At 62.9% G+C, this 22,465-nt stretch carries 21 protein-coding genes; 11 read left to right on the plus strand and 10 right to left on the minus strand.

Annotated elements, in window-relative coordinates; genetic code table 11:
• Positions 1-36 precede the first annotated feature (36 nt).
• The 3 genes from ABRP86_RS02795 (at position 37) to ABRP86_RS02805 (ending at position 5,999) form a co-directional block, all read left to right on the plus strand.
• Positions 37-2,250 (plus strand): NADP-dependent isocitrate dehydrogenase, encoded by a 2,214-nt coding sequence (locus ABRP86_RS02795; protein WP_349862359.1) that lies wholly within the window; start codon positions 37-39, stop codon positions 2,248-2,250.
• A 199-nt stretch (positions 2,251-2,449) separates the two neighbouring features.
• Complete coding sequence (locus ABRP86_RS02800; RefSeq protein ID WP_349862361.1) at positions 2,450-3,874, plus strand: PepSY-associated TM helix domain-containing protein; 1,425 nt, start codon at positions 2,450-2,452, stop codon at positions 3,872-3,874.
• A gap of 55 nt (positions 3,875-3,929) precedes the next feature.
• Positions 3,930-5,999: a M3 family metallopeptidase gene (locus tag ABRP86_RS02805; RefSeq protein WP_349862362.1), complete on the plus strand. Its 2,070-nt coding sequence runs from the start codon at positions 3,930-3,932 to the stop codon at positions 5,997-5,999.
• On the opposite strand, the gene pdxT is transcribed toward ABRP86_RS02805, so the two are convergent.
• Together pdxT and pdxS are read right to left on the minus strand one after the other, a co-directional pair.
• Positions 5,996-6,604: a pyridoxal 5'-phosphate synthase glutaminase subunit PdxT gene (pdxT, locus tag ABRP86_RS02810; protein WP_349852177.1), complete on the minus strand. Its 609-nt coding sequence runs from the start codon at positions 6,602-6,604 to the stop codon at positions 5,996-5,998. The two genes, ABRP86_RS02805 and pdxT, sit on opposite strands and share 4 nt — an antisense overlap.
• A 10-nt stretch (positions 6,605-6,614) precedes the next feature.
• Entirely contained in the window at positions 6,615-7,502 is an 888-nt protein-coding gene (pdxS, locus tag ABRP86_RS02815) for a pyridoxal 5'-phosphate synthase lyase subunit PdxS (protein WP_126318381.1), read from the minus strand.
• Positions 7,503-7,583: 81 nt separating this feature from the next.
• Between pdxS and pdxR the strand changes: the two genes are divergently transcribed.
• The gene (gene pdxR, locus ABRP86_RS02820; RefSeq protein ID WP_349862364.1) at positions 7,584-8,888 is read left to right on the plus strand and encodes a MocR-like pyridoxine biosynthesis transcription factor PdxR; all 1,305 of its coding nucleotides are present in this window, start codon (positions 7,584-7,586) and stop codon (positions 8,886-8,888) included.
• Between the two features lie 239 nt (positions 8,889-9,127).
• Here the strand turns inward: pdxR and ABRP86_RS02825 are convergent, their stop codons facing one another.
• The 3 genes from ABRP86_RS02825 to ABRP86_RS02835 are packed head-to-tail and all read right to left on the minus strand — an operon-like array spanning position 9,128 to position 13,173.
• Positions 9,128-9,964, minus strand: coding sequence for a slipin family protein (locus tag ABRP86_RS02825; RefSeq protein WP_023016814.1), 837 nt, complete (start codon positions 9,962-9,964; stop codon positions 9,128-9,130).
• Positions 9,965-10,609 carry a hypothetical protein gene (locus ABRP86_RS02830; RefSeq protein ID WP_349862366.1) on the minus strand — a complete coding sequence of 215 codons (645 nt, stop codon included), beginning with the start codon at positions 10,607-10,609 and terminating at the stop codon, positions 9,965-9,967.
• Positions 10,609-13,173, minus strand: coding sequence for a nitric-oxide reductase large subunit (locus tag ABRP86_RS02835; RefSeq protein WP_349862367.1), 2,565 nt, complete (start codon positions 13,171-13,173; stop codon positions 10,609-10,611). Before ABRP86_RS02835 ends, ABRP86_RS02830 begins: the two co-directional genes overlap by 1 nt.
• A gap of 221 nt (positions 13,174-13,394) precedes the next feature.
• Between ABRP86_RS02835 and ABRP86_RS02840 the strand changes: the two genes are divergently transcribed.
• The 4 genes from ABRP86_RS02840 to metX all read left to right on the plus strand — a co-directional run bounded on the left by ABRP86_RS02840 (position 13,395) and on the right by metX (position 16,705).
• Positions 13,395-13,607: a hypothetical protein gene (locus ABRP86_RS02840; RefSeq protein WP_349852191.1), complete on the plus strand. Its 213-nt coding sequence runs from the start codon at positions 13,395-13,397 to the stop codon at positions 13,605-13,607.
• 14 nt (positions 13,608-13,621) lie between these two features.
• Positions 13,622-14,203, plus strand: a complete 582-nt coding sequence (locus tag ABRP86_RS02845; RefSeq protein WP_349862369.1) for an MBL fold metallo-hydrolase — start codon at positions 13,622-13,624, stop codon at positions 14,201-14,203.
• A gap of 82 nt (positions 14,204-14,285) precedes the next feature.
• Positions 14,286-15,602 (plus strand): O-acetylhomoserine/O-acetylserine sulfhydrylase, encoded by a 1,317-nt coding sequence (locus ABRP86_RS02850; protein ID WP_278722795.1) that lies wholly within the window; start codon positions 14,286-14,288, stop codon positions 15,600-15,602.
• Positions 15,599-16,705 (plus strand): homoserine O-acetyltransferase MetX, encoded by a 1,107-nt coding sequence (metX, locus tag ABRP86_RS02855; protein WP_349862371.1) that lies wholly within the window; start codon positions 15,599-15,601, stop codon positions 16,703-16,705. Before ABRP86_RS02850 ends, metX begins: the two co-directional genes overlap by 4 nt.
• Before the next feature lie 278 nt (positions 16,706-16,983).
• Here metX and ABRP86_RS02860 read toward each other — a convergent pair whose 3' ends face one another.
• The 3 genes from ABRP86_RS02860 to ABRP86_RS02870 form a co-directional block, all read right to left on the minus strand.
• Positions 16,984-17,952, minus strand: a complete 969-nt coding sequence (locus ABRP86_RS02860) for an HNH endonuclease signature motif containing protein (protein WP_284630445.1) — start codon at positions 17,950-17,952, stop codon at positions 16,984-16,986.
• A gap of 115 nt (positions 17,953-18,067) precedes the next feature.
• Positions 18,068-18,382 (minus strand): DUF3017 domain-containing protein, encoded by a 315-nt coding sequence (locus tag ABRP86_RS02865; RefSeq protein ID WP_023030162.1) that lies wholly within the window; start codon positions 18,380-18,382, stop codon positions 18,068-18,070.
• A complete protein-coding gene (locus ABRP86_RS02870) occupies positions 18,379-19,227 on the minus strand; it encodes a bifunctional methylenetetrahydrofolate dehydrogenase/methenyltetrahydrofolate cyclohydrolase (protein ID WP_278722798.1) in 849 nt (282 codons plus the stop codon). Before ABRP86_RS02870 ends, ABRP86_RS02865 begins: the two co-directional genes overlap by 4 nt.
• A gap of 23 nt (positions 19,228-19,250) precedes the next feature.
• On the opposite strand from ABRP86_RS02870, the gene ABRP86_RS02875 reads away from it, so the two are divergent.
• Complete coding sequence (locus ABRP86_RS02875; RefSeq protein WP_298693445.1) at positions 19,251-19,721, plus strand: tRNA (cytidine(34)-2'-O)-methyltransferase; 471 nt, start codon at positions 19,251-19,253, stop codon at positions 19,719-19,721.
• Here ABRP86_RS02875 and ABRP86_RS02880 read toward each other — a convergent pair.
• Positions 19,705-21,021 carry a PH domain-containing protein gene (locus ABRP86_RS02880; protein WP_349862374.1) on the minus strand — a complete coding sequence of 439 codons (1,317 nt, stop codon included), beginning with the start codon at positions 21,019-21,021 and terminating at the stop codon, positions 19,705-19,707. The genes ABRP86_RS02875 and ABRP86_RS02880 overlap by 17 nt on opposite strands.
• Positions 21,018-21,479: a PH domain-containing protein gene (locus tag ABRP86_RS02885; RefSeq protein WP_349862376.1), complete on the minus strand. Its 462-nt coding sequence runs from the start codon at positions 21,477-21,479 to the stop codon at positions 21,018-21,020. Before ABRP86_RS02885 ends, ABRP86_RS02880 begins: the two co-directional genes overlap by 4 nt.
• A gap of 112 nt (positions 21,480-21,591) precedes the next feature.
• Between ABRP86_RS02885 and ABRP86_RS02890 the strand changes: the two genes are divergently transcribed.
• Together ABRP86_RS02890 and ABRP86_RS02895 are read left to right on the plus strand one after the other, a co-directional pair.
• Positions 21,592-22,140 (plus strand): hypothetical protein, encoded by a 549-nt coding sequence (locus ABRP86_RS02890; RefSeq protein WP_349862377.1) that lies wholly within the window; start codon positions 21,592-21,594, stop codon positions 22,138-22,140.
• Positions 22,133-22,351, plus strand: coding sequence for a helix-turn-helix domain-containing protein (locus ABRP86_RS02895; RefSeq protein ID WP_502879287.1), 219 nt, complete (start codon positions 22,133-22,135; stop codon positions 22,349-22,351). Before ABRP86_RS02890 ends, ABRP86_RS02895 begins: the two co-directional genes overlap by 8 nt.
• The last annotated feature ends 114 nt before the right edge of the window (positions 22,352-22,465 follow it).

A 22,465-nucleotide genomic window follows, 5' to 3' on the forward strand; every position in this document is an offset into this window, starting at 1 on the left:
ACCTGAAGAAATTTTCCCACATTTAATAGGAGAATCATGGCTAAGATTACGTGGACCCGTACCGATGAGGCGCCGCTTCTGGCGACCTACTCCCTCAAGCCCATCGTGGAGGCCTTCGCTTCCACCGCGGGCATTGACGTAGAAACCCGCGATATTTCCCTAGCTGCCCGCATCGCCGCGCAGTTCCCGGAGCGCCTCACCGAGGAGCAGAAGGTGGAAGACGCCCTGGCTGAGCTGGGCAAGATGGCCAAGACCCCAGAGGCTAATATCATCAAGCTGCCGAATATCTCGGCTTCCCTGGTGCAGCTGAAGAAGGCCATCGCCGAGCTGCAAGCCGCCGGCTACGATCTGCCTGATTACCCGGATAACCCGTCCACCGACGAGGAAAAGGACATCGCGGCCCGCTACGATTCCGTCAAGGGCTCCGCCGTTAACCCTGTCCTGCGTGAGGGCAATTCCGACCGCCGCGCGCCGGAGGCCGTAAAGAACTTTGTTAAGAAGCACCCGCACCGCATGGGTGAATGGTCCAAGGATTCCAAGACCAACGTCGCCACCATGGACGATAACGACTTCCGCCACAACGAGAAGTCCGTCATCATCCCTGAGGAAGACACCCTGTCCATCGTGCTGAAGACCGCCGACGGCGAGCAGACCCTGCTGCCGGAACTGCCGGTTCTTAAGGACGAGGTCATTGACGGCACCTTCATGTCCGCCAAGGCCCTCGATGAGTTCCTGCTCCAGCAGGTCAAGCGCGCCAAGGAAGAGGGCGTGCTCTTTTCCACCCACCTGAAGGCCACCATGATGAAGGTCTCTGACCCCATCCTCTTCGGCCACGTGGTACGCACCTACTTCGCCGATGTCTTTGATAAGTACGGCGATGAGCTCATCTCCGCCGGCCTGAACGGCGAGAACGGCTTGGGCTCCATCCTGGAGGGCCTGGACAAGCTCGACAATGGCGAGGAGATCAAGGCTGCTTTCGACACCGCGCTTGCCGATGGCCCCGATCTCGCCATGGTCAACTCCCACAAGGGCATCACTAACCTGCACGTGCCTTCCGATGTCATCATTGACGCCTCCATGCCGGCAATGATCCGCACCTCCGGCCACATGTGGAATAAGAACGACGAGGAGCAGGACACCCTCGCCGTCATCCCGGACTCCTCCTACGCCGGCGTGTACCAGGCCGTCATCGAGGACTGCAAGGAAAACGGCGCCTTCGACCCCACCACCATGGGTACCGTTCCGAACGTCGGCCTGATGGCCAAGAAGGCCGAGGAGTACGGCTCCCACAATAAGACCTTCAAGGTGCCCGCAGCCGGCACCGTTGAGGTCCGCAACTCCAAGGGCGAGGTGCTCATCGAGCACGACGTCGAGGCCGGCGATATCTGGCGCGCTTGCCAGACCAAGGACGAGCCGATCCAGGACTGGGTCAAGCTCGCCGTCAACCGTGCCCGCCTGTCCGGCATGAAGACCATCTTCTGGCTCGACCCAGAGCGCGGCCACGACCGCAATATCCAGTCCCTGGTGGAAAAGTACCTCAAGGACCACGACACCGAGGGCTTGGACATCGAGATCCAGGATCCGGTCACCGCTACCAAGACCTCCATCGAGCGCATCCGCCGCGGCGAGGACACCATCTCCGTGACCGGTAACGTGCTGCGTGACTACAACACGGACCTCTTCCCCATCCTCGAGCTGGGCACCTCCGCAAAGATGCTGTCCGTGGTTCCGCTGATGGCAGGCGGCGGCCTCTTCGAGACCGGTGCCGGCGGCTCCGCCCCGAAGCACGTCCAGCAGGTGCAGGAAGAAAACCACCTGCGCTGGGACTCCCTCGGTGAGTTCCTGGCGCTGGCCGAGTCCTTCCGCCACGAGAACCAGACCAACGGCAACGAGAAGGCCGGCGTGCTGGCCACCACCTTGGACAAGGCCACCGAGCGCCTGCTCAATGAGGGCAAGTCCCCATCCCGCAAGGTGGGCGAGAACGACAACCGCGGTTCCCACTTCTTCCTGGCTACCTTCTGGGCCGAGGAGCTGGCTAACCAGACCGAGGATGCCGATCTCGCGGCCGCCTTCAAGGACGTTGCCTCCGAGCTTTCCGGCAAGGCCGATGAAATCTCCCAGGCTCTTATCGATGCCCAGGGTGAGCCCGCCGACCTCGGCGGCTACTACTGGCCCAACGACGAGAAGACCTCCGCTGTCATGCGCCCCGTCGCACAGTTCAACGAGATCATCGATGGCCTGAAGAAGTAAGAGCTTTCTTCACCAGCTAGATTTCACCGCGCGTTCCCTTTGCAGGGCGCGCGGTGTCGCCGTTTTCGCCCCCCTCGTTTTCACACAACTGAAAAAATTTTTCACCTTCCGGGAACCAGGGTTGCCTAAGTTCCGACTATTAGTGCAGTTGATATCAGCACCCATGCAACTGACCACTAAGCACGAAAGAAACTATTTTATGAGTCGGACGACTCTGCGTTCCTTCATCCAACGCATACACTTTTACGGCGGCATGTTCGTCGGCCCCTTCATCCTGATCGCGGCATTGACCGGCTGCCTCTATGCACTGGCGCCCACCCTGGAAAAGTTTGCTTACCACGACGTCATGACCGTCGAGGAAGTAGATCACCCGGTAAGCCTGGAGGACCAAATCAGCGCTGCCCAAAAGGAGCACCCGGATATGCCGGTCTTCCAGGTGTGGCCGGCAGAATCGGCGACGGACTCCACGCGCGTGCTGGTGGCGGATCCGGGCATCGACGAGAGCCTGCAGCGCACCGTGTTTATTAATCCGGCCGATGGCAAGGTCATCGGTGACTACCCCACCTATTCTGGCCTGGGCGAAATGCCGCTGCGCCGCTGGATCTCCTCGCTGCATGAAAGCTTCCACCTGGGCCAGCCGGGCGAGCTCTATTCCGAGCTAGCCGCCTCCTGGCTGTGGGTCCTAGCCTGCGGTGGCCTTTACATGTGGTGGATTCGCCGCCGGCCCAAGAAAGCTGCCGCACCGCTGAAGAACCAGCCGCAGCGCTCCAAGCGCTGGAAGGCCACCCGCCTGCACTCCACGATGGGCGCTTGGATTTTCATCGGGCTCATTGGCCTGTCTGCCACCGGCATCACCTGGTCCCAGCTGGCCGGCGGGAACGTCAATTCCGTGGTGGAGAAGTTGAACTGGAAGGCCACGCCGGTAGAAACCGCGCTTACCACCGATTCCTCCGCCGATGCCGCACACGATGCCCACGCCGGGCACGAAGGCCACGGCGCCCACGGCGCCCACGGTGGGGATGCGGAAGCTGCGGGCGAGGCACCGGAGCCGGCGGTCATCGCCGAGCAGGCCGAGCGCGTCTATGCCACCGGCCGCGCAGAAGGCCTAACCGGCCCGCTACGCCTGTACGCCCCGGAAGACACCGACTCGGGGTGGAAGGTCAGCGAGCGCTGGGTCGAGTGGCGCTATACCTCCGATGAGGTTTCCGTCGACGGTTCCACCGGCGAGGTCATCGACCGCCTGCCTTTCTCCGAACTGCCGCTATTTAGCAAGCTCAGCAGCTGGGGAATCTACCTGCACATGGGCATTATGTTTGGCCTGCCGCTGCAGATTGCCCTGTTCGCCCTCGGCCTCGCCATCGCCGCCATGGTGGTTCTGGGCTACTACATGTGGTGGAAGCGCCGGCCGCAATTTGCCCCTGGCTCCAAGCGGCACTTCTCCTGGGCCACCACCGGCCTGGGCGCGCTCTTTGCCGCAACTATCGGTGTATTTATGCCGCTTTTGGGCATTACCCTTGCCGCATTCCTCGTACTAGACATCATCTTGATGAATACCGGAAAGCGAAAGACCACGCCGTCGAAGAAGGAGAAGGATGAAGACGCGGAGCTAGTACCGGTGGGCTAGCCTTCTCAGTGAAAGCCATCACAGAGGGTGAGGTTAATGGGTACATTGGTCATTTATGACTAATCCATTACTCCACCCTTCATCGTTGCCCTACCAACTCCCGCCGTTTGCGGAGATTAAGGTCGAGCACTACCGCCCCGCCTTCGACGAAGCGCTCGCGCGCCACGACGCCGAGCTCACCGCCATTACCGAAAACACCGCCGCCCCCACCTGGGAAAACACCGTGGAGGCCCTCGAGCGATCCGGCCAAGACCTCGACCGCGTGATGTCGGTCTTTGGCAATCTTTCTGGCACGGACGTCACCGATGAGATGGAAGAGATCGCCGCCGATATCTATCCGCGCCTTTCCGCCCACTACGATGCGATGTACCAGGACGAAAAGCTCTACCAGCGCATCAAGGACGCCACCCCGCCCGCCGGCGACGAGGAGGGTACTCGCCTGCACGAACACCTGCTGCGCACCTTCGCACGCCAGGGAGCGGATCTCGATGCCGCCGGCAAGGCCCGCCTCTCCGATATCAACCAGCGCCTCTCCGCCCTCTCGGAGGAATTCGGCCGCAATCTCATGGCCTCCACGCGCGAGCTCGCCGTCGAGTTCACGGAGGAAGAGCTCGAGGGCCTGCCGCCGGAACGCATCGCCTCGGCCAAGGCAGATGCCAAGGCCTTGGGCCGCGAAGGCTACGTCATCCCGCTCGAGCTGCCCACCGTGCAATCGGAGCAGTCCCGCCTGGCGCAGGAGGGGGCGCGGAAGAAGCTCTATGCGGCATCGGCAAGCAGGGGCTCCGAGAACAACATTCCAGGGCTAATCGAGGCCGTCCAGCTGCGCGCCGAGCGCGCCGAGCTGCTGGGCTATGCCTCCCACGCTGATTACGTCATCGCGGAAGAAACCGCTGGCAGCGCCGATGCCGCGCGCGACATGCTCGCAGACCTCGCTCCCGCGGCCGCGGCCAATGCCGCCGGCGAGCACAAGCTGCTAGCCGAAGAAGCCACGCTCAACGAGCAAGACTTCCACGCCGCCGACTGGCCCTACTGGGAATCCAAGGTCCGCGCCCGCGATTTCTCGCTCGACGAGGAAGAGCTGCGCCAGTACTTCCCCCTAGACAACGTCCTTACCCAGGGCGTATTCGCCGCCGCCGAGCGCCTGTACGGCATTACCGTTATCCCGCGCGAGGACCTGGAGGGCTATGCCGAGGGCGTGCGCGTGTGGGAGGTGTTCGACAAGGATGTCGAACACGAAGAACAGGGCGAACACGGAGATAAGGGCGAACACAGAGATAAGGGAATCGGCCTGCTGCTCACGGATTACTTCGGTCGCCCCACCAAGCGCGGTGGCGCGTGGATGAGCCAGTTCGTGGGCCAATCGGGCCTGCTGGAACGCAAGCCGGTCATCGTCAACGTGCTGGGCATTACCAAGCCCGCCGATGGTTCCCAGCCCCTGCTGAGTCTGGACGAGGTGCACACCCTCTTCCACGAATTCGGCCATGCCTTGCATGGGCTGCTTTCCGATGTCCACTACCCCACCTTCGCCGGCACCAACGTCCCGCGCGACTGGGTGGAGTTCCCCTCGCAGATCAATGAGAACTGGGCGCTGGATAAGACTCTGGTCAAGCAGTATGCGCGCCACGTCGATACCGGCGAGCCGATCCCCGATGAGCTGCTCGATGCCGTGACCGCCGCCTCCGAATTTGGCCAGGGCTTTGCCACCTCGGAGTACTTGGCGGCCTCCATTATCGATTTGGCGTGGCATTCGCTCAGCGCCAAGGACGCCGCAGCGCTGGAGGCCACCCCGGAGGCCGTGGACGCATTCGAGGAGGAGGCCCTGCGCGCGGTGGGCCTGGATAACCCGCACATCGCTCCGCGGTACCGCTCGACGTACTTCAACCACATCTTCGCCGGCGGCTACTCCGCGGGCTACTACTCCTACCTGTGGGCGGAGGCGCTCGATGCCGATGGTTTTGAGTGGTTCAAGGAGCAAAGCGATCTGCACGCCGCAGGACAAAAGTTCCGGGACCTCATCCTCTCCCGCGGCGCCTCCCGCGATTTCGGTGCGGCCTACCGCGACTTCCGCGGGCGCGATAAGGACGTCGCGCCGCTGCTCAAGCGCCGCGGCCTATCCGGCGCCTAGCGGATACTGTCCAGCCAGGCGGCGTGCACGCGCGCCTCATCATTTTCTTCCGGGTGAAAGCTCAAAGCGGTGACGCCGCCGTGGCGCACGCCCACGACCGCTTCCTCCGCGCCGTCGCGCGGCACGGTCGCGATGGCCTCCACGCCCTCGCCCACACGGGTGACCAGCGGGGCGCGGATAAAGCTGGCCTCGATGGGCAGCGTTTCTTCCCCGACCACAACCGGCACGGTGCGCTCGGCGGAAAAGCGCTGGTTGCCAAAGGCATTGCGCCGCACGGTGATATCGAGCAGCCCCAGGGTCTGCTGGCCCGGCGAGGGGTTATCCAGCTCGCGGGCGCAATAAATCAGCCCGGCGCAGGTGGCGAGCACGGGAAGGCCGTGGTCCACGGCCGCGCGCAGCGGACCTGCCACGCCGAAGGTGCGGGCGAGCTTGTCGATGACACTCGACTCCCCGCCCGGGATCACCAGCCCATCCAGCCCCTCAAGGTCGCGCGGCACGCGCACCCGGCGCGTGTCCGCCCCTAGGCCTTCGAGGATGCGCAAGTGCTCTTCCACGCCGCCTTGCAGCGCGAGCACCCCGATCGTGGCGCTAGCTTCTTGTGGCATCACCACGCGATTACCAGCCGCGCTCGGCTAGGCGGTGCGGTGCCGGCACATCGCCGACATTGATGCCGACCATGGCCTCGCCCAGGCCGCGGGAGAGCTTGGCGAGCTCGGCGGGGTCATCGTAAAGCGTGGCGGCCTTCACGATGGCCTCCGCGCGCGCCGATGGGTTACCGGATTTGAAGATGCCGGAGCCCACGAAGACGCCTTCGGCGCCCATCTGGCGGACGAGGGCGGCATCGGCAGGCGTGGCCACGCCGCCGGCCACGAAGAGGACGACCGGCAGCTTGCCGGTCTCCGCCACCTCCGCGACCAGGTCGTACGGTGCCTGGAGTTCCTTAGCGGCGACGTACAGCTCGTCGCGATCGAGGTGCTGCAGGCGGGCGATTTCCGCGCGAATGGTGCGCAGGTGCTTGACGGCCTCGGAGACATCGCCGGTGCCGGCCTCGCCCTTGGATCGAATCATGGCCGCGCCCTCGGTAATACGGCGCAGGGCCTCGCCCAGGTTGGTGGCGCCGCACACGAATGGCACATCGAAGTCCCACTTATTGATGTGGTTGACGTAATCGGCGGGGCTGAGCACCTCGGACTCGTCGATGAAGTCCACGCCGAGCTCGCCCAGAATCTGCGCCTCGACGAAGTGGCCAATGCGCGCCTTTGCCATCACGGGGATGGATACGGCGTCGACGATGCCCTCGATAAGCTCCGGATCGGACATGCGGGCCACGCCGCCCTGGGCGCGGATATCGGCAGGCACGCGCTCAAGTGCCATGACGGCGCTCGCGCCCGCATCCTCGGCGATGCGCGCCTGTTCCGGGGTCACGACGTCCATGATGACGCCGCCCTTGAGCATGTCAGCTAGTCCACGTTTCACGCGCGTGGTCGCAATGTTTTCGGTCATGCGCTCTATACTGCCCTGCCGAAGTGGTACAAGTAAAGAACCATTTCCCGCGTGTTGGGTTGTACCACTTATACTGTGTTTATGCCCCTGCGCCTCGACCCCGCCGATACGCGCGCCCTGCCGGTCCAAATCGCCGCCGCCGTGCGCGCCGATGTCACCTCCGGCGCCCTGCTGCCCGGCGAGCCCGTCCCCTCCACGCGCGCGCTGGCCACCCAGCTCGGCGTCTCCCGCGGCAGCGTCGTTACCGCATATGAGCAGCTCACCGCCGAGGGCTACCTCAGCGCTGAGGTTGGTTCCGGCACCGTCATCAATCCCCGCCTGCCCCACAGCCCGCCACCGCGCCCCGAGCCCGCGCCGCAGCCCGCTCCCGCGCCCGACCTTTTGGAACTAACGCCCGGCCTGCCCGATACCGCCGGCATCATCACCCCCGAATGGCGCGGTGCCGCCGCCCAGCCGCTTTCCGATGCCCCTCCACTCCCCCACCACATAGCCAACCACCTGCGCCACATGCGCGGGCTGCGGGTAGATCCGCGCCGCATCGTCGTCACCGCCGGTGCCCGCGATGGCCTCGCTTTAGTGCTGCGCACGCTCGGTACGGCGCTGCGCGTCGGCGTCGAATCGCCCGGCTACCCCAGCCTGCGCCGCATCCCGCAGGCACTCGGTCATGAGTTGGTGAACGTGCCCACCGATGCCGATGGCGTTACCGTTCCCGATACCGACCTCGACGCGCTCATCGTGACCCCAAGCCACCAGTATCCGTATGGCGCATCGCTGCCGGCCGAACGCCGCGCCGAACTCGTGGCCTGGGCCCGCCAGCACGGCGCTTTACTGATCGAGGATGATTTCGATTCCGAGCTACGCTACGTGGGTCAGCCGCTGCCAGCACTCGCCGCGCTCGCCCCAGAGCGCACCGTATTGCTCGGAACCTTTTCCACCGTGATTTCGCCGTCCATCGCCTGCGGCTATGTGGTGGTCCCGGATGGGCTGAGCGGGGGCATCGACAAGCAGCGCGACATCTTTGGCCAGCCGGTTGGCACCATCCCACAGGCCGCGCTCGCCCACTACCTGGCCAGCGGGGCGCTACGGCGTCACACCGGCCGCATGCGCCGGACCTATAAGCGCCGCCGCGACCTCGTGGCCGACGCCCTGGGCACTCTCCCCGGCGCGCGCCTGCTGCCCATCAACGGCGGCCTGCACGCGGTTTTGCTCTGCGATCCGGCCATCGTCCCGCGCGCCGCCGCCCGCGGCATCAAGCTGACCCCGCTGCGCGGATACTGGGGCGGCGTGGACGCCGAAGACGGCGTGGTTTTAGGCTTTGGCCACCTAAGCGATGACGACCTGCGCCGCAGCCTGAGCGCAGTCGCCGCCGCGCAACGCGAATGTTAGCCTGAATTTAAATGCCCTCGCACAGAAAGACGTAAGAATGACGCTTGGCCCGCTCGAACTTCTGCTCATGCTCATCCCGCTAGCTATCTTCATCGGACTTATAGCCGGTGTCATTTATTTAATCGTGCAGGTCGCGCGCAATTCCAATGATATTAAGCAGAATTCGCAGGCCATCGCGCAACTTCGAGAGGCACAGAAAAACGGCCCCTCCGCTGGGCAGAGGCCGCATTCTTAAATGGTTAGTCCGCAGGCTTTTCCGTATTCACCGCGTGCGAAAAGTTTTCGCTGAATTCCTTGAAGCCCTTATTAAAGGTGCCCAGGTTTTCCATGAACCCGCCCATGATGTCTATGGGCAGCGGGAAGACGATGGTGGAGTTTTGGTCCGCGCCAAGCTCCAGCACCGTTTGTAGGTAGCGCAGCTGCAGCGCCGCCGGAGCCTTGCCCAGCTCCTCTGCGGCCTCGCGCAGCTCGCGGGAGGACTGCAGCTCACCGTGGGCCGAAATAACCTTGGCGCGGCGTTCGCGCTCCGCCTCCGCCTCGCGCGCCAGGGCGCGCTGCATCATCTCTGGGATCTCAACGTCCTTAATCTCCACGATGCGGGTGAGCACTCCCCACCGTTCGGTTTGGCCGTTGATGATCGCCGCCAGGTCCTCGTTGAGCTCCTCGCGGTGGGCCAACAGGTCATCGAGGCTCGCCCGCCCCAAGAGCGAACGCAGGGTGGTCTGGGCAATCTGCGAGGTGGCCACGGCGTAGTTTTCGACCTCGAGGACCGCCTTGCTCGAATCGGTGACCTCGAACATGACCACCGCATTCACGCGCACGGACACGTTGTCTTTGGTGATGATTTCCTGCGGCGGAATCGTCAGCGTCACCACGCGCAAATCCACGCGCTCCAGCTTATCGATGCCCGGCAGCAAGAAATGCAACCCCGGCTCCAACATCGGCCGCAGGTGGCCAAAGCGGAAGGTCACGCCCCGCTCATACTGTTTAATCACCTTGAGCGAGTAGGACAAAAATACCCCGATGAGGGCGATGATGATGCCGATGACGATCGGCCAGAATACGGGAGCGGACACTTAGACTTCCCCTTCCAGTTCTTGACGCACCGAGCGATAGCGCGTGGATTTTCCGTACTTCGAACCATAGCGGTCAACCTGCGCCGCCAATTCCGCCTCGCGGTTATCCATCTCCGGCACCACCAGCTGCGGCGCGTTCGAGGGCGTATTCCACAGGTGCCGGGCCAGCGGGTACACGCCGAATCCGGTAATGATGAGCACCGTGGCCAGCGTCAACGCCACCTCCGCGGGCGAATGATGGCTAATCAGCGAGGCCAACGGCAGCAGGTAGCCCATCGCCGCCACCGCCAGCGCAATGCCGCGGTGGAAGCGCCCCGAATCCGAGTGCGGCCACGGGTCCAATTGGCGCGTGACCTCCCGTCCGTGGTGCGAGACCGTGCACTGTTGCTTGACCGGGCAGGTATTGCACACGGTCGGGTTCGCGCGGTAGCGCATGACGCGGTTTTCCGGGTCGAAGCTGGAGGGCCAGAGCCAGTGATCTTCGGGGCATCGCCAAGCATCGTGGTCTTCCAAGTACCGGAACGTGCCGGATTGGTTGGACATGGTGCGGTTGGCGGTTTGTTGCGCCAGCAGGTCGAATACCCAGGCCACTGCGAGCAGGAAGAGCCCGTAGCACGCGGATAGTACGGTAAATGCACCCGGCATTAGTCGTCCTTCTTATCCGAGCGGTAGGTACCGCCCCACTTGGTGCGCGAGTCAAATTCCTGGCGCGGCGCGGTGGCGGAATCGCCGCGCTCGGCATCGGGATCTTCTTCCTCCACGAAGGCACCGCGCTCATCGATGTACCCGTAGCGCCGGCCCGTGGAGCTGCGCTTGTCGACGCGCCCCTTGCCGCCCGAAACCAGCCCCACCGAGGAACCCACAGGAACCTCGCCCGCGTGATCGTCCTCATCTGGGGTGATGATGCTAAACAGCGGATTGGTTGGGTGCTCCTCCACCGTTGGGATTTCCTTCTTGTAGAGCACGCCGCGCAACGCCATCCAGAGGAAGGGCAAGACGCCGAGGAGGAACATGACATCGCCAGGCAGGCGCAGCCATTCCATAATGAAGTTGCCGGGCTGGGTGATATAGCCCAGCGACCGCGCTTCCACGTAGCCCGATCCGACGGATTCGTAGAGCTGCATGATGCCCAGCGGCAGGAGCGAAATGACCACCATCCACAACAGGCCCAGGTTTTGCAGCCAGAAAGCCCAGCCCATGGCCTTATCGGACCACTTGTCCTTGGGGATGAGGTAGCGCAGCGCAAAGACCGACAGGCCCACGGCCAGGAATCCGTAGACGCCCATCATCGCGCCGTGGGCGTGGTTGGCGGTAAGCGCCGTACCGATTTCGTAGTAAGAAACGATAGGCAGGTTGACGAGGAAGCCGAAGATGCCCGCGCCCAAGAAGTTCCAGAAACCGACGGAGACCAGGAACATCACTGCCCAGCGATGCGGGAAGGGGCGCTCGCCCGAGGCGCGCTGGCGGGAGCCCAGCTGCATGAAGGTCCATGCCTCAACGGTCAACAGGGTCAGCGGCACGACCTCGGCGGCCGAGAAGAATGCGCCCAGGGCCATGTGCTCGACCGGGGTGCCCGAGAAGTACAGGTGGTGCATCGTGCCCAGCACGCCACCGGTGGAATAGAGGATGACGTCCAAGAAGATGATGCCCAGGGCGATCTTTTCGCGGACCACGCCGAGCAGGACGAAGACGTAGGCGACCATGACGGTGGTAAATAGCTCGAGGAAGTCCTCGACCCACAGGTGGACCACCCAGAAGCGCCAGAACTCTGCGACGGAGATGTGGGTTTCCGATCCCGCCAGGTTGCCCACCGCGTAGAACGCTGGGATGGCCAGGCCGGCGAAGAAGAAGAGCCACGGCATATTGGACTTGTGCTCGTTTTTCAGGCGGCCGCGCAGCTGGCGGTAGATAATGCCAATCCACACGAACATGCCGATGGTCAGCAGCACCTGGAAGAAGCGCGGTAGGTCCAGGTATTCCCATTGCTGGGAAAAGAGCGTGCCCTCTTCGATGTAGCCCATGGTGGAAAGCCATTCAAAGGCCATGGAGCCAAAGACCACGACCGCGATGGCGCCGAGCAGGAACCATACGAGCCAATTCTGCTTCTTCGGTTCCTTCTTACCCACGAACGAGGCCAGGAAGATACCGGCTGCCAAGAGCCCGCCGGCGGTCCACAGGAGGGAGAGCTGCACGTGCCAAGTGCGCGAGACGTTATAGGGGAGGATTTCTTGCAGCGGGATGCCAAAGAAGCCGGTTAGCTCCGTGCGATAGTGCTGGCTCGCCGCACCCAGCAGCGCCTGGATCAAGAACAGCAACGCAATGACCAGGACGAACCAGGCCACCACCTTCTGCGATTTGGTCAGCCCGACCTCACCCGGCTGCTTAAAGTCCAGGTTCGGCGCCTCTTCTGAGTGCCAACCGATGGACTTAGACCACCGGCCGTAAATCGCAAAGATCAGGCCGGTACCGCCGATGAGCGCGATGAGCGAGAGCACCGACCACACCACGAGATCCGCGGTCGGACCGTTGTCCACGCGCGATTCCGCTGGCCAGTTATTGGTATAGGAATAGTCGTGGCCCGGACGCTCTGCCGCCGAAGCCCACGCGGTCCAGCCGAAGAAACCGACGAGGTTATTGATGCCTTGCTCATCGGTAATAAAGTCCGACGGCAAGCCACTGTTGTGGGAATCCGGGCCAAAGTACTGCGCGTAGTAGTCCTTATTGGCCTCGAATGCCGAAATCTGGTTATCGGTCCACTCCAGCACGCCCGTTTCTTCGTCATAGCGGTTGGTGCGGAATTCTTCTACCACGGCCTCTTCGGGAGTGGCGGAGGAATCAATGAAATCGGGGATACCGTTCGCGTCGTTTTCCTCGCGGGCATGGTCGAGGGCGCGGCGCAGGTACTCCGCCGTATAGTCAGGGCCCAGGTAGGCACCGTGCCCCAGCACGGAACCGTATTGCTGCAGGCCGCGGGCTTGGTACAGCGCCTGGCCGTTAGTGATTTCGTCCTTGGTGAGGACCGTTTCGCCCGTGGATTCGGAGACAATCTTTTCCGGCAACGGCATGGATGCGTCATAGGTGCGGTACGCCAAAAATCCCATGACCAAAAAGCCAAAGATCATGACGAGGGCGATGCCCTGCACCCACACGTTGCTCACCTTGAGGACCGGTTTCTTCCGGTCTTCAACCCCAGTCGTGGTGGTGGCCATAAAGTGTCCTTTTCACAGTTGTAGAGAGTTCGACATACATCATTATGAACGGATAAAGCGGTGTTAAATAGTCGAACGGAAGACCCCTACCCCCATTCACCCTCATTAGACGGCCCGCACGCGGTCACTATTGGAAAAATCGGTGCACCATATAGCCGGGTTCCGCCCCCAGAATGCCCACCCAGCTTGTTTACCCCCGGTTTTTCCGTAACAATTAATGCATGACATTCGCAGAGCACACCAAGCGCAATTGGCTCATCACGTTATTCGCCGCGATCTTCCTCGCCGCCATCGTTTGCATGATTTTCTTAAACGATCCGCACCGCACGATGGTGGTCGCCATGGTCTTTATCGCCTCGGCAATCCTGCTCTTCGGCGCGATCCTCGGGCTCTGGTACCTATTTCGCCGCAAGGACGAGAAAGACCCGCAGTAGATAGGCTGGGGCGCATGGAATTTAGCTTGCTTGGCCACGCCTGCGTCGCCGTTGCGGCGCCGGGCGGGCGTATCCTCATCGATCCCGGCACTATGACGCCCACCATCCCCGACGCCGATGCGGTGCTCATTACCCATGCGCATGCAGATCACCTAGACCCGGACCGGCTTCCCGATGCCCCACTCTGGGCGCCCGCCGAAGCCTGCGAACAGCTGGGGCGCGGTACCGCGGTCTCACCGGGCGAGACCATCACCGTCGCCGGCCTCGACATCGAGGTACTCGGCGGCCAACACGCACCGATCCACCCGAATATTCCGCGCCCGGCCAACGTGGGCTACTACTTGGGCGGCCTGCTCCACCCAGGCGATCAGTACATCGATCACCCCGCAAACGTGCTGCTCCTGCCCATCGCTGGGCCGTGGGTAAAGGCCGCGGAAGGCGCCGATTATGCCCAGCGTGTCGGCGCCGCGGTCACGATCCCCATCCATGACGCCGTGCTTTCCGATGTCGGCCGCACCGCCTTCGACACCATGCTCACCAAAGCCGGAGTACAGGGCTATAAGCGGCTAAATCCAGGCGAAAAATTTACCGCTTAGTCTATTTTTATTCTCTGACTATCCTGCGGTTTCGCAGCGGGGTGCTGTACGTTACATACCGCTTGGTCTAGTCTTGCGTGGCATGACGACGAAATACGATAACTCCAACGCAGACTGGTCCTTCGCTACCCGCTCCGTCCACGCAGGCCAAAACCTCGACGGCGCGCACAACTCCCGCAATGTGCCGATTTACCAAACCACCTCGTACGTCTTTGATGACGCCGAGCACGCGGCCAACCGCTTTAACCTCTCCGATGCGGGCCCCATCTACACCCGCCTGACCAACCCAACGCAGGATGCGCTGGAAGAGCGCTTGGCCTCCCTTGAAGGCGGCGTGGCCGCCGTGGCCTTTGCTTCTGGACAGGCAGCAGAGACCGCAGCCATTTTCAACCTCGCCTCGGCAGGCGATCACATCGTTACCTCCCCGCGCCTCTACGGCGGCACCTCCACCCTCTTTACCGTCACCCTCAAGCGGCTTGGCATCGACGTCACCCTCGTCGAGAACCCGGATGACCCCCAGTCCTGGCAGGACGCCGTGCAGCCTAATACCAAGGCCTTTTACGGCGAGACCTTTGGCAACCCGGTAGCCGATGTCCTCGATATCCCAGCCATCGCCGAGGTCGCCCACACTAACCAGGTCCCGCTCATCGTGGATAACACCATCGCCACTGCGGCGCTGGCCCGCCCGCTCGACTTGGGCGCGGACATCGTTGTGGTTTCGACCACGAAGTTCTACACCGGCAACGGTTCTGCCGTGGGCGGCGCGATTATCGACGGCGGCTCCTTCGACTGGACCGTCGAACGCGACGGCAAGCCAGTATTCCCCTACTTCGTCACCCCGGACGAGGCCTACCACGGCCTAAAATACGCCGACCTCGGCGCCCCCGCCTTCGCGCTCAAGGCCCGCGCCGGCCTGCTGCGCGATACCGGCGCCGCCATTTCCCCGTTCAATGCATGGCTGACGCTCAATGGCATTGAGACGGTAGGGCTGCGCATCGACAAGCACAATGCCAACGCCCAGGCCGTGGCCGAGTACCTGGAAGGCCACGCCAAGGTAACAAAGGTCAACTACGCCGGCCTGGATTCCTCGCCGTATAAGAAGGTCAAGGAGAAGCTGGGCTACTCCTATACCGGCTCCGTACTGTCCTTCGATATTGACGGCGGGCGCGAGGAAGCATGGGCGTTCATCGATGCCCTAAAACTTCACTCCAACCTCGCCAATATCGGCGATACCCGCTCGCTGGCGGTTCACCCGGCGACCACCACGCACTCGCAATCCGATGATGCCGCCCTGGCCGCGGCGGGTATTGCGCAGTCCACCATCCGTTTGTCCGTGGGCATTGAAGATATCGACGACATCATTGCTGACCTCGAACTGGGATTTAACGCACTGGCATGAGCTGTATAAGTATCGGCGATTTTCGCACCGAAGCAGGCGCCACGCTTTCCGATGCCCACATCGCCTACCACCGCTTCGGCCATTTCCTCGGCGATCCGCACGGCGGAAATAACGTCATCTTGGTGGAACACGCGCTGACCGGCAATGCCGATGTGGCCGAGTGGTGGTGCGATCTCATTGGCCCAGGCAAGGCGCTCGATACGACGAAGTGGTGCGTAATCGCCATGAATGCACTCGGTGGCTGCAATGGCTCCACCGGCCCCTCCTCCCCGCATGCGGATGGCCGCCGTTGGGGATCCCGCTTTCCGGCGCTATCTATTCGCGATTTGGTAGCCGCAGAGAAAAAGGCGCTGGAAGAGCTCGGGATAACGCGCGTGCATGCGATCATTGGCGGTTCCATGGGTGGCGCGCGCACCTTGGAATGGACGCTGATGTATCCCGAGGCTGTTGATGCCGCGTGCGTCATCGCCGTCTCCGCGCGCGCCTCCGCGTGGCAGATCGGTATCCAGTCGGCGCAGATTTCCGCGATTGAACGCGATCCCTTTTGGCACGGCGGCGACTATTATTCCTCCTCTCAGCGCCCCCGCGAGGGCCTGGCGGCAGCGCGGCGCATCGCGCACTTGACGTATCGCGGCGAGCAGGAAATCGATGAGCGCTTTGGTGTTCAGGCCCAAACCGGCGAAGAACCGCTGGGGCCCTATCGCCGCCACGACCAGCGCTTCGCTGTGAACTCGTACCTGGATTACCAGGGCTCGAAGCTCGCGAATCACTTCGATGCCGGTTCCTACGTCACGCTTACCGAGGCCCTCAACCGCCACGACATCGGCCGCGGCCGCGGCGGCCTGAACCGCGCGCTCGGTTCTTCGCAGGTTCCAACCATGGTCGTGGGCGTCGACACGGACATCCTTTATCCGTATCACCAGCAAGAACACCTCTCGCGCAACCTAGGCAACCTGTTGGCCATGGCGAAAGTAGTCTCACCCGTTGGCCACGATGCTTTCCTCACGGAATCGCGCCAAATGGACCGCATCCTGCGCAACTTCCTCACCCTGTCCCAACCGCACCCGCTGGACGTGGACAGCACCATCGACTACGCCATCTAGCCAGCCCCACCTGCGCACGGCGCACTCGACCCCAGACACAACTTCTTGCGGTTGCCGAGTGGTCCGGCAAGGCTGAAACACGCAGCGCGCAGATGGCGGGCGGTGGTGGGTGGTTCGGCGCGACGGGTATGAGCAGCGCGCGGGTGGCCATCGCGCTGGCATGCCTTGGCGCATGGCTTGTCGTCGCGGGGTCCGCGCGGCATGCCGGGTGGCAAGGAAACTTATACAAGGATCGCCGAAGCGGCGCAGCATTTACTGCGCTGGCTTCGGCGATGTTTTTATCGGGCCCAGGGCGGGCGCCACACGATACCTTCGTGCGGGCGGCGCTCTAAGCGCCCACGACGGGGCGGGGCATTCGGGTCATCGTCGTTGACGGCGTTGTGATACTTGCAGGCGATGGTCAGGTTCTCAGCATTGGTCTCGCCGCCGAGCAGCCACGGTTGCAGGTGGTGAACCTGACATTCATCGGCCGGAATATGACAATCGGGCCACGGGCACACCGGATTTTCCGCCATCGCCATCTGCCGCTGCTTCCAGGTGGCCAGCCGGCGCGTGTGGTACAGGTTCACGGGGCCGGTGACGGGGTGGATGAGGGTGATGAGGCCGGCATCGGCAAGCGCGCGCTCCGCTAGCTGCGCACCGGTGATGGTGGCGCCGTTGGTCAGCTGCAGGGTGACCTCGTCCTCGCCGTGAGTGACCTTCACCATGTCATCCAGCGTGAGGACCACGTTCGTGGTGATGGTGGAGGTAGCCGCACCCTCTGCAAATACCCGGCGCGCATCGTCCACGGTGGAGACGTGGTTATTAATCTCGGCCACCAAGTCCGATTCCGCGGTGATGGTCAGCGTCCACAGGTCATCGGTGCGGCGGGTAAGCCGTACGCCCTCCGCGCGCTTCTGTGTGCGCTCCTCCTTGACGCGGCGGCGGGCGCGCTTTTCTATCTCGCTGGTAGAAACGTTGAGCCGGCACAACTCCTCGCGCAGGGCCCACGCCGCGCGCTGGGTCTTTAACTTCTGCGCGTGCACCTCAATGATTTTCAGCGCATCGAGCGGGAGCGCGGTGGTACGGGCGGCGCGCTGCTTTGCGCTAAACGATGTCCTGCCAAAATACGTATCCGCCAAGCGCGCGAATTCCGCGGCCTCTTTATCGCTGAAGCCGCGGTCTATCAATTCGGCTTCGGATAGCCCAGCGCACTCCCCGATGAGCGCCATCGGGGAGTTGATTGCTGCGAGGTAATCCGAAATCATGGCCCCGAGCCTAAACCGCGGGTAGCGGCGGGCGCGAGGCCAAGAGTGCTGCGGCTGTGGATAAGCACGCGACACGCCGCAGATTGGTGATACTGAAACAATCACCTGTGGATAACTAGCTGCCCAGCGCGTCCACGGAGTAGGCGAGAAAGGCCATCAGCGCGCCGATGACGCCGGTAAACGTGGCATCGAAGCGGCGCGATCGCACCGCCAGCACGCCGACGCGGCTCGAATCACACGTCAGGCGCACCACCGTCAGCCACAGCAGCGCGAGCCCGAGCAAGAAGGTGGCCCTGCGCCAATACTCGAAAATGGCGTAGCCGCCGGACAAAGCCACCCCGGCGATGAAGAGCCCGATGGCCACCCACTGCACGGAAGCAGGCAGCGGGGACGGTGCCAGGTGCGCGTCGTGAGGATTGTCTAAATTCACGCCAGCTTTTCCGCGCGCTCAACGATGTTGCGTACCAAAAAGGCGCGCGTGAGCGGTCCGACGCCGCCTGGATTGGGCGAGACGTATCCGGCCTTATCCCAGCAATCGGGGGCGATATCGCCGGTGAGCTTGCCGTCGACGCGGGACACGCCGACATCGAGAAGCGCGGCGCCTTCCTTAATCATGTCCGCGGTGAGCATGTGTGGCTGGCCGGCGGCGGCGATGACGATATCGGCATTGCGGGTTTCGGCGGCGAGGTCCTTCGTGCCGGTGTGGCACAGGGTGACCGTAGAGTTCTCGCTGCGGCGGGTCAGCATCAAGCCAATGGGGCGACCGACGGTCACGCCGCGGCCGATGACGACGGTCTTGGCGCCGTTCAGCTCCACGCCGAAGCGGCGCAGCAGGTGCAGGCAGCCATTCGGGGTGCACGGCAGCGGGGCTTCCTCGTTTAACACGAGCTTGCCCAGGTTGACCGGGTGGAGGCCATCGGCGTCTTTTTCCGGATCAATGCGCTCGAGGATGGCGTTTTCATCCAGGTGCTTGGGCAGCGGGAGCTGGACGATGTAGCCGGTGCAGGCGTCATCTGCATTGAGCTCATCGATGACCGCCTCGAGCTCCTCCTGCGAAATATCCGCCGGCAGGTCCTTGCGAATGGAATTAATACCCAGCTTTTCGCAATCGCGGTGCTTCATCTTTACATAGGACTGGGAGCCTGGGTCCTCACCCACCAGAACGGTGGCCAGGCCAGGGGTTATACCCTTATCCTTCAGGGCGGCCACGCGCTCGGCGAGGTCCGCAAAAATCTCGTCACGGTACAAGGTGCCATCTAGTTTGGTAGCGCTCATAGCCCCCATCCTAGACTGAAGGCATGAGCCAGCTGCACATCGTCTTTGATAATCCCGTCATTCCCACCAATACCGGCAATGCCATTCGCACCGCGGCGGTAACGGGCGCGAGCCTGCACCTGATTGAGCCGCTGGGGTTTAACTTTGACGATAAGCACCTAAAGCGCGCCGGGCTGGACTATCACGACCTGGCGGATGTGCAGATTCATAAGGATTTCGACGCGTGCATGGAGGCGCTGCCCGGCGCGCGCGTTTTCGCGTTTACCACGCATACGGATAAGTGGTTTACGGACGTGGAGTACCAGGAGGGCGACGTGCTGCTCTTTGGCACGGAGCCGACCGGCCTGCCGGATGAGCATGTCAACCATCCGCGCATCACCGATCAGGTGCGCATTCCGATGGTCCCGGCCAGGCGCTCGATGAACCTCTCCAACTCCGCATCAACCGCGGTCTTTGAGGCTTGGCGCCAGCTGGGTTTTAAGGGAGCGGTGTAAGTTCTGGCAGGTCGCGGGAGCGCAGGCGGTTAAGCAGCGCGTGAGCATCGGCAAGCGCGAGGTTGCGCGCCGCCATCTTGACGGGCCCCTGTACGAGGTCGAGCTCCACCGTGGCCAGGCCGAATAGCTGGGAAATCGGGCCGCGGCGCAGGGTGAGTTCCTGGATGTGGCGCAGCTCGATGGCCTGGACGAGGCGGTTGAAGCGGCCGGCCCGCACGATGACGTAGTCGCCGGCCAGCGCGACGGTTTGCTGCCGGTAATCGATGGGCGAGACCCATTTGGCGCGCGCGGGCGAAGCGTAGGTCGGGGCGGCATCGGCGGGCAGGAATTGCCGGGCTTGCTCGCGCTTGCCGACGGGCACGATCCGCGTCGACCCCGATCCCTCGCCGCTGGCCGTGCCACCGTAGCCGGCGACCGACACGCGCGTTTCGTACCAGTCGAAGGGCCGCCACAGGAACGGCTGGGTGACCTGGACGGCGTGGATACGCTCGAGGCGGATGTTTTGGCGGCGGCGATCGGCTAGGCCGTAGGTGATATTGAGCACGCCATCATCAAGACTGGCGGTATAGCGCCATGAGAAGTCAATCACGTTCCAGGCGCGCGGGACAGTAGCCAAAAGGATGGGCAGCGTGATGGTCAGGGACATCGGCGTGACCACGAGGAAGACGAGGGCCGCAAGCAGGACGATCGTGGACGCGTGCAAGGCGGCCGCGGCCAGGGAACGCGCGATGGGGATTTCGGGGATGAGGACGTTGTCCTCTTCTTCGGCCGACTGCTCCTCAGTCGGCCGTTCCTCAGCTGGCCGCTCCCGCGGCTTACCGTGGACGCGGGAGAGGATTTCGGCGCGCAGGGCCTCGGCATCGCGCTTTGTCAGGAAGGCGATTTCGATGGCGGACGACTGCCCTCCGGCCGTTTCCACGCGCACGGCCGCGAGCCGGAAGAGGCGGGCGATGACGGGCTCGACGACGTCTACCGCCTGCGTGCGGTCATAGCGCGCCGTGCGCTGCTGCTTCGAAATAACCCCGCGGCGCAAGGTGAGTTCCTCCTCGCCCAGCTGGTAGCCCATCTGGCGCCACCACACGCCGGAGACGAGCCAGACCACCGCGCACACTGCGATGAACCCGGCCAGCGCGAGGCCAATATCGCGCAGGTCTGACGCGCTGTGTTCGCCGGTAACGAAGGCAAAGATTCCGCGCAGCGCCTCCATATTGACGTTTAAGGCAAATGCTGCGATGACGGCCAGGATGACCGACCACAGCCGCAGCAGCGGGGTCAAGCGGTGGACGCGGTGGTACCTCATAGCCCGCTCATCCGTTCGCGGGCGTGGTGGGTGAGGCGGGTGCGGAGGGCATCGGCAAGCGGGGCGTCCAAACCCCTCACCGTGGCGTCCGTGGTTGCGGAGGCGGTGTGCAGCTGCAGCTCCTTGAGCCCGAAGGCGCGCTCGAGGGGGCCGGCGGTCACGTCCACGAACTGGATGCGGCCGTAGGGAACGACGGTGAAAGAATGCCACAGCTTGCCGCGCGTAATGAGCAGCTCATCGTCGGTTTCGCACCAGCCCATGCGGCGCACCTGGGCCGGGATGAGCCAGAGCAGCCAGAAAAAGAGGACGGCGAAGAGCCCCGCCGCCCAGTAAAACCACGGGGTCCACCAGTACCCTGCTGCTGCGGCCGCCGCAGCGAAGATAATCGTCCAGCCCAGGTGGCGGATGTAGCGCACCTTAACCAAACGCGGCGAGACGGGGTTCATTTCTTCGCTCATAGCTATTGACAGTAGCAATCGGACTCGCACCCTTGCGCAACTTATCGTTAATCGATATTATCGAATTACGACAACATCGAAAGTCGATAAGGAGTCGACGGAAAGGATTGTCATGACCACCCCACAGCCCACCTCCCAAACTGAGCGCCGCGAAATTACCGCGGCGGCCACCCTCTGCCTGTTCACCATTATCATCCTCGGCCCCACCTACCTGCGCGACCTTGTCACCGGACGCTTTTCCACCGCGCTGAGTGCGGCCATCCCGGAAGGCCTAAGCAAGCACAACCTCGACGGCGGGCCATTCTGGATGCTCACTGCGGGGCTCGTCGTCAAGATTGCAGGAATCTTGATTATCGCGTTCTTCGCCTACCGTTTGGTCAAACCAATGCTTCGTGGACAGGTTTTCAATACGAAAAACATCCGCTTCCTTAACGGAATGACCATCGGAATCCTTGTCTGGTTTATCGGACGCTTCCCACTCGAAGGTATGGGCAATAACTGGGCTTCCTCGCAGCTCGAAATTGACTGGTGGGCCAACCAGAGCGGATCCTCATTAGGCGAGCTCGCGCTGCCCTACCTTTTTGTCTGCACCCTCCAGCTCTTCTCAGTTGCCATCAAACGCGGCAGCAAGCTCGAAGAGGAGGTCGAAGGCCTTGTCTGAGGCGCAAGAACCCCAGGTGATCTGCCACCTCGACCGGATAATGGAGGAGCGCGGTATTACCGGAGCGGCGCTCGCCAAAGAGGTAGGTATCACGCCAGTTAACCTGTCCGTCCTGAAGAATAATCGCGCCAAAGCCGTGCGCTTTAACACCCTTGCGGCACTGTGTGCGGCGTTGGACTGCCAGCCGGGCGATATCTTCGAAGTGGAATAGAAAACCTTGTCAAAGTGTTGGGTTTATGCAGTACTTTGACCTATGTCCACGGAAATCTATAGGAAGAACTCCTAATGGATAACTAACTCACCGCAGGCGCTTAGTACTAGCCGG

Origin of the sequence: Corynebacterium sp. KPL3927 (assembly GCF_040225835.1) — a bacterium.
Taxonomy (GTDB): Bacteria; Actinomycetota; Actinomycetes; order Mycobacteriales; family Mycobacteriaceae; genus Corynebacterium.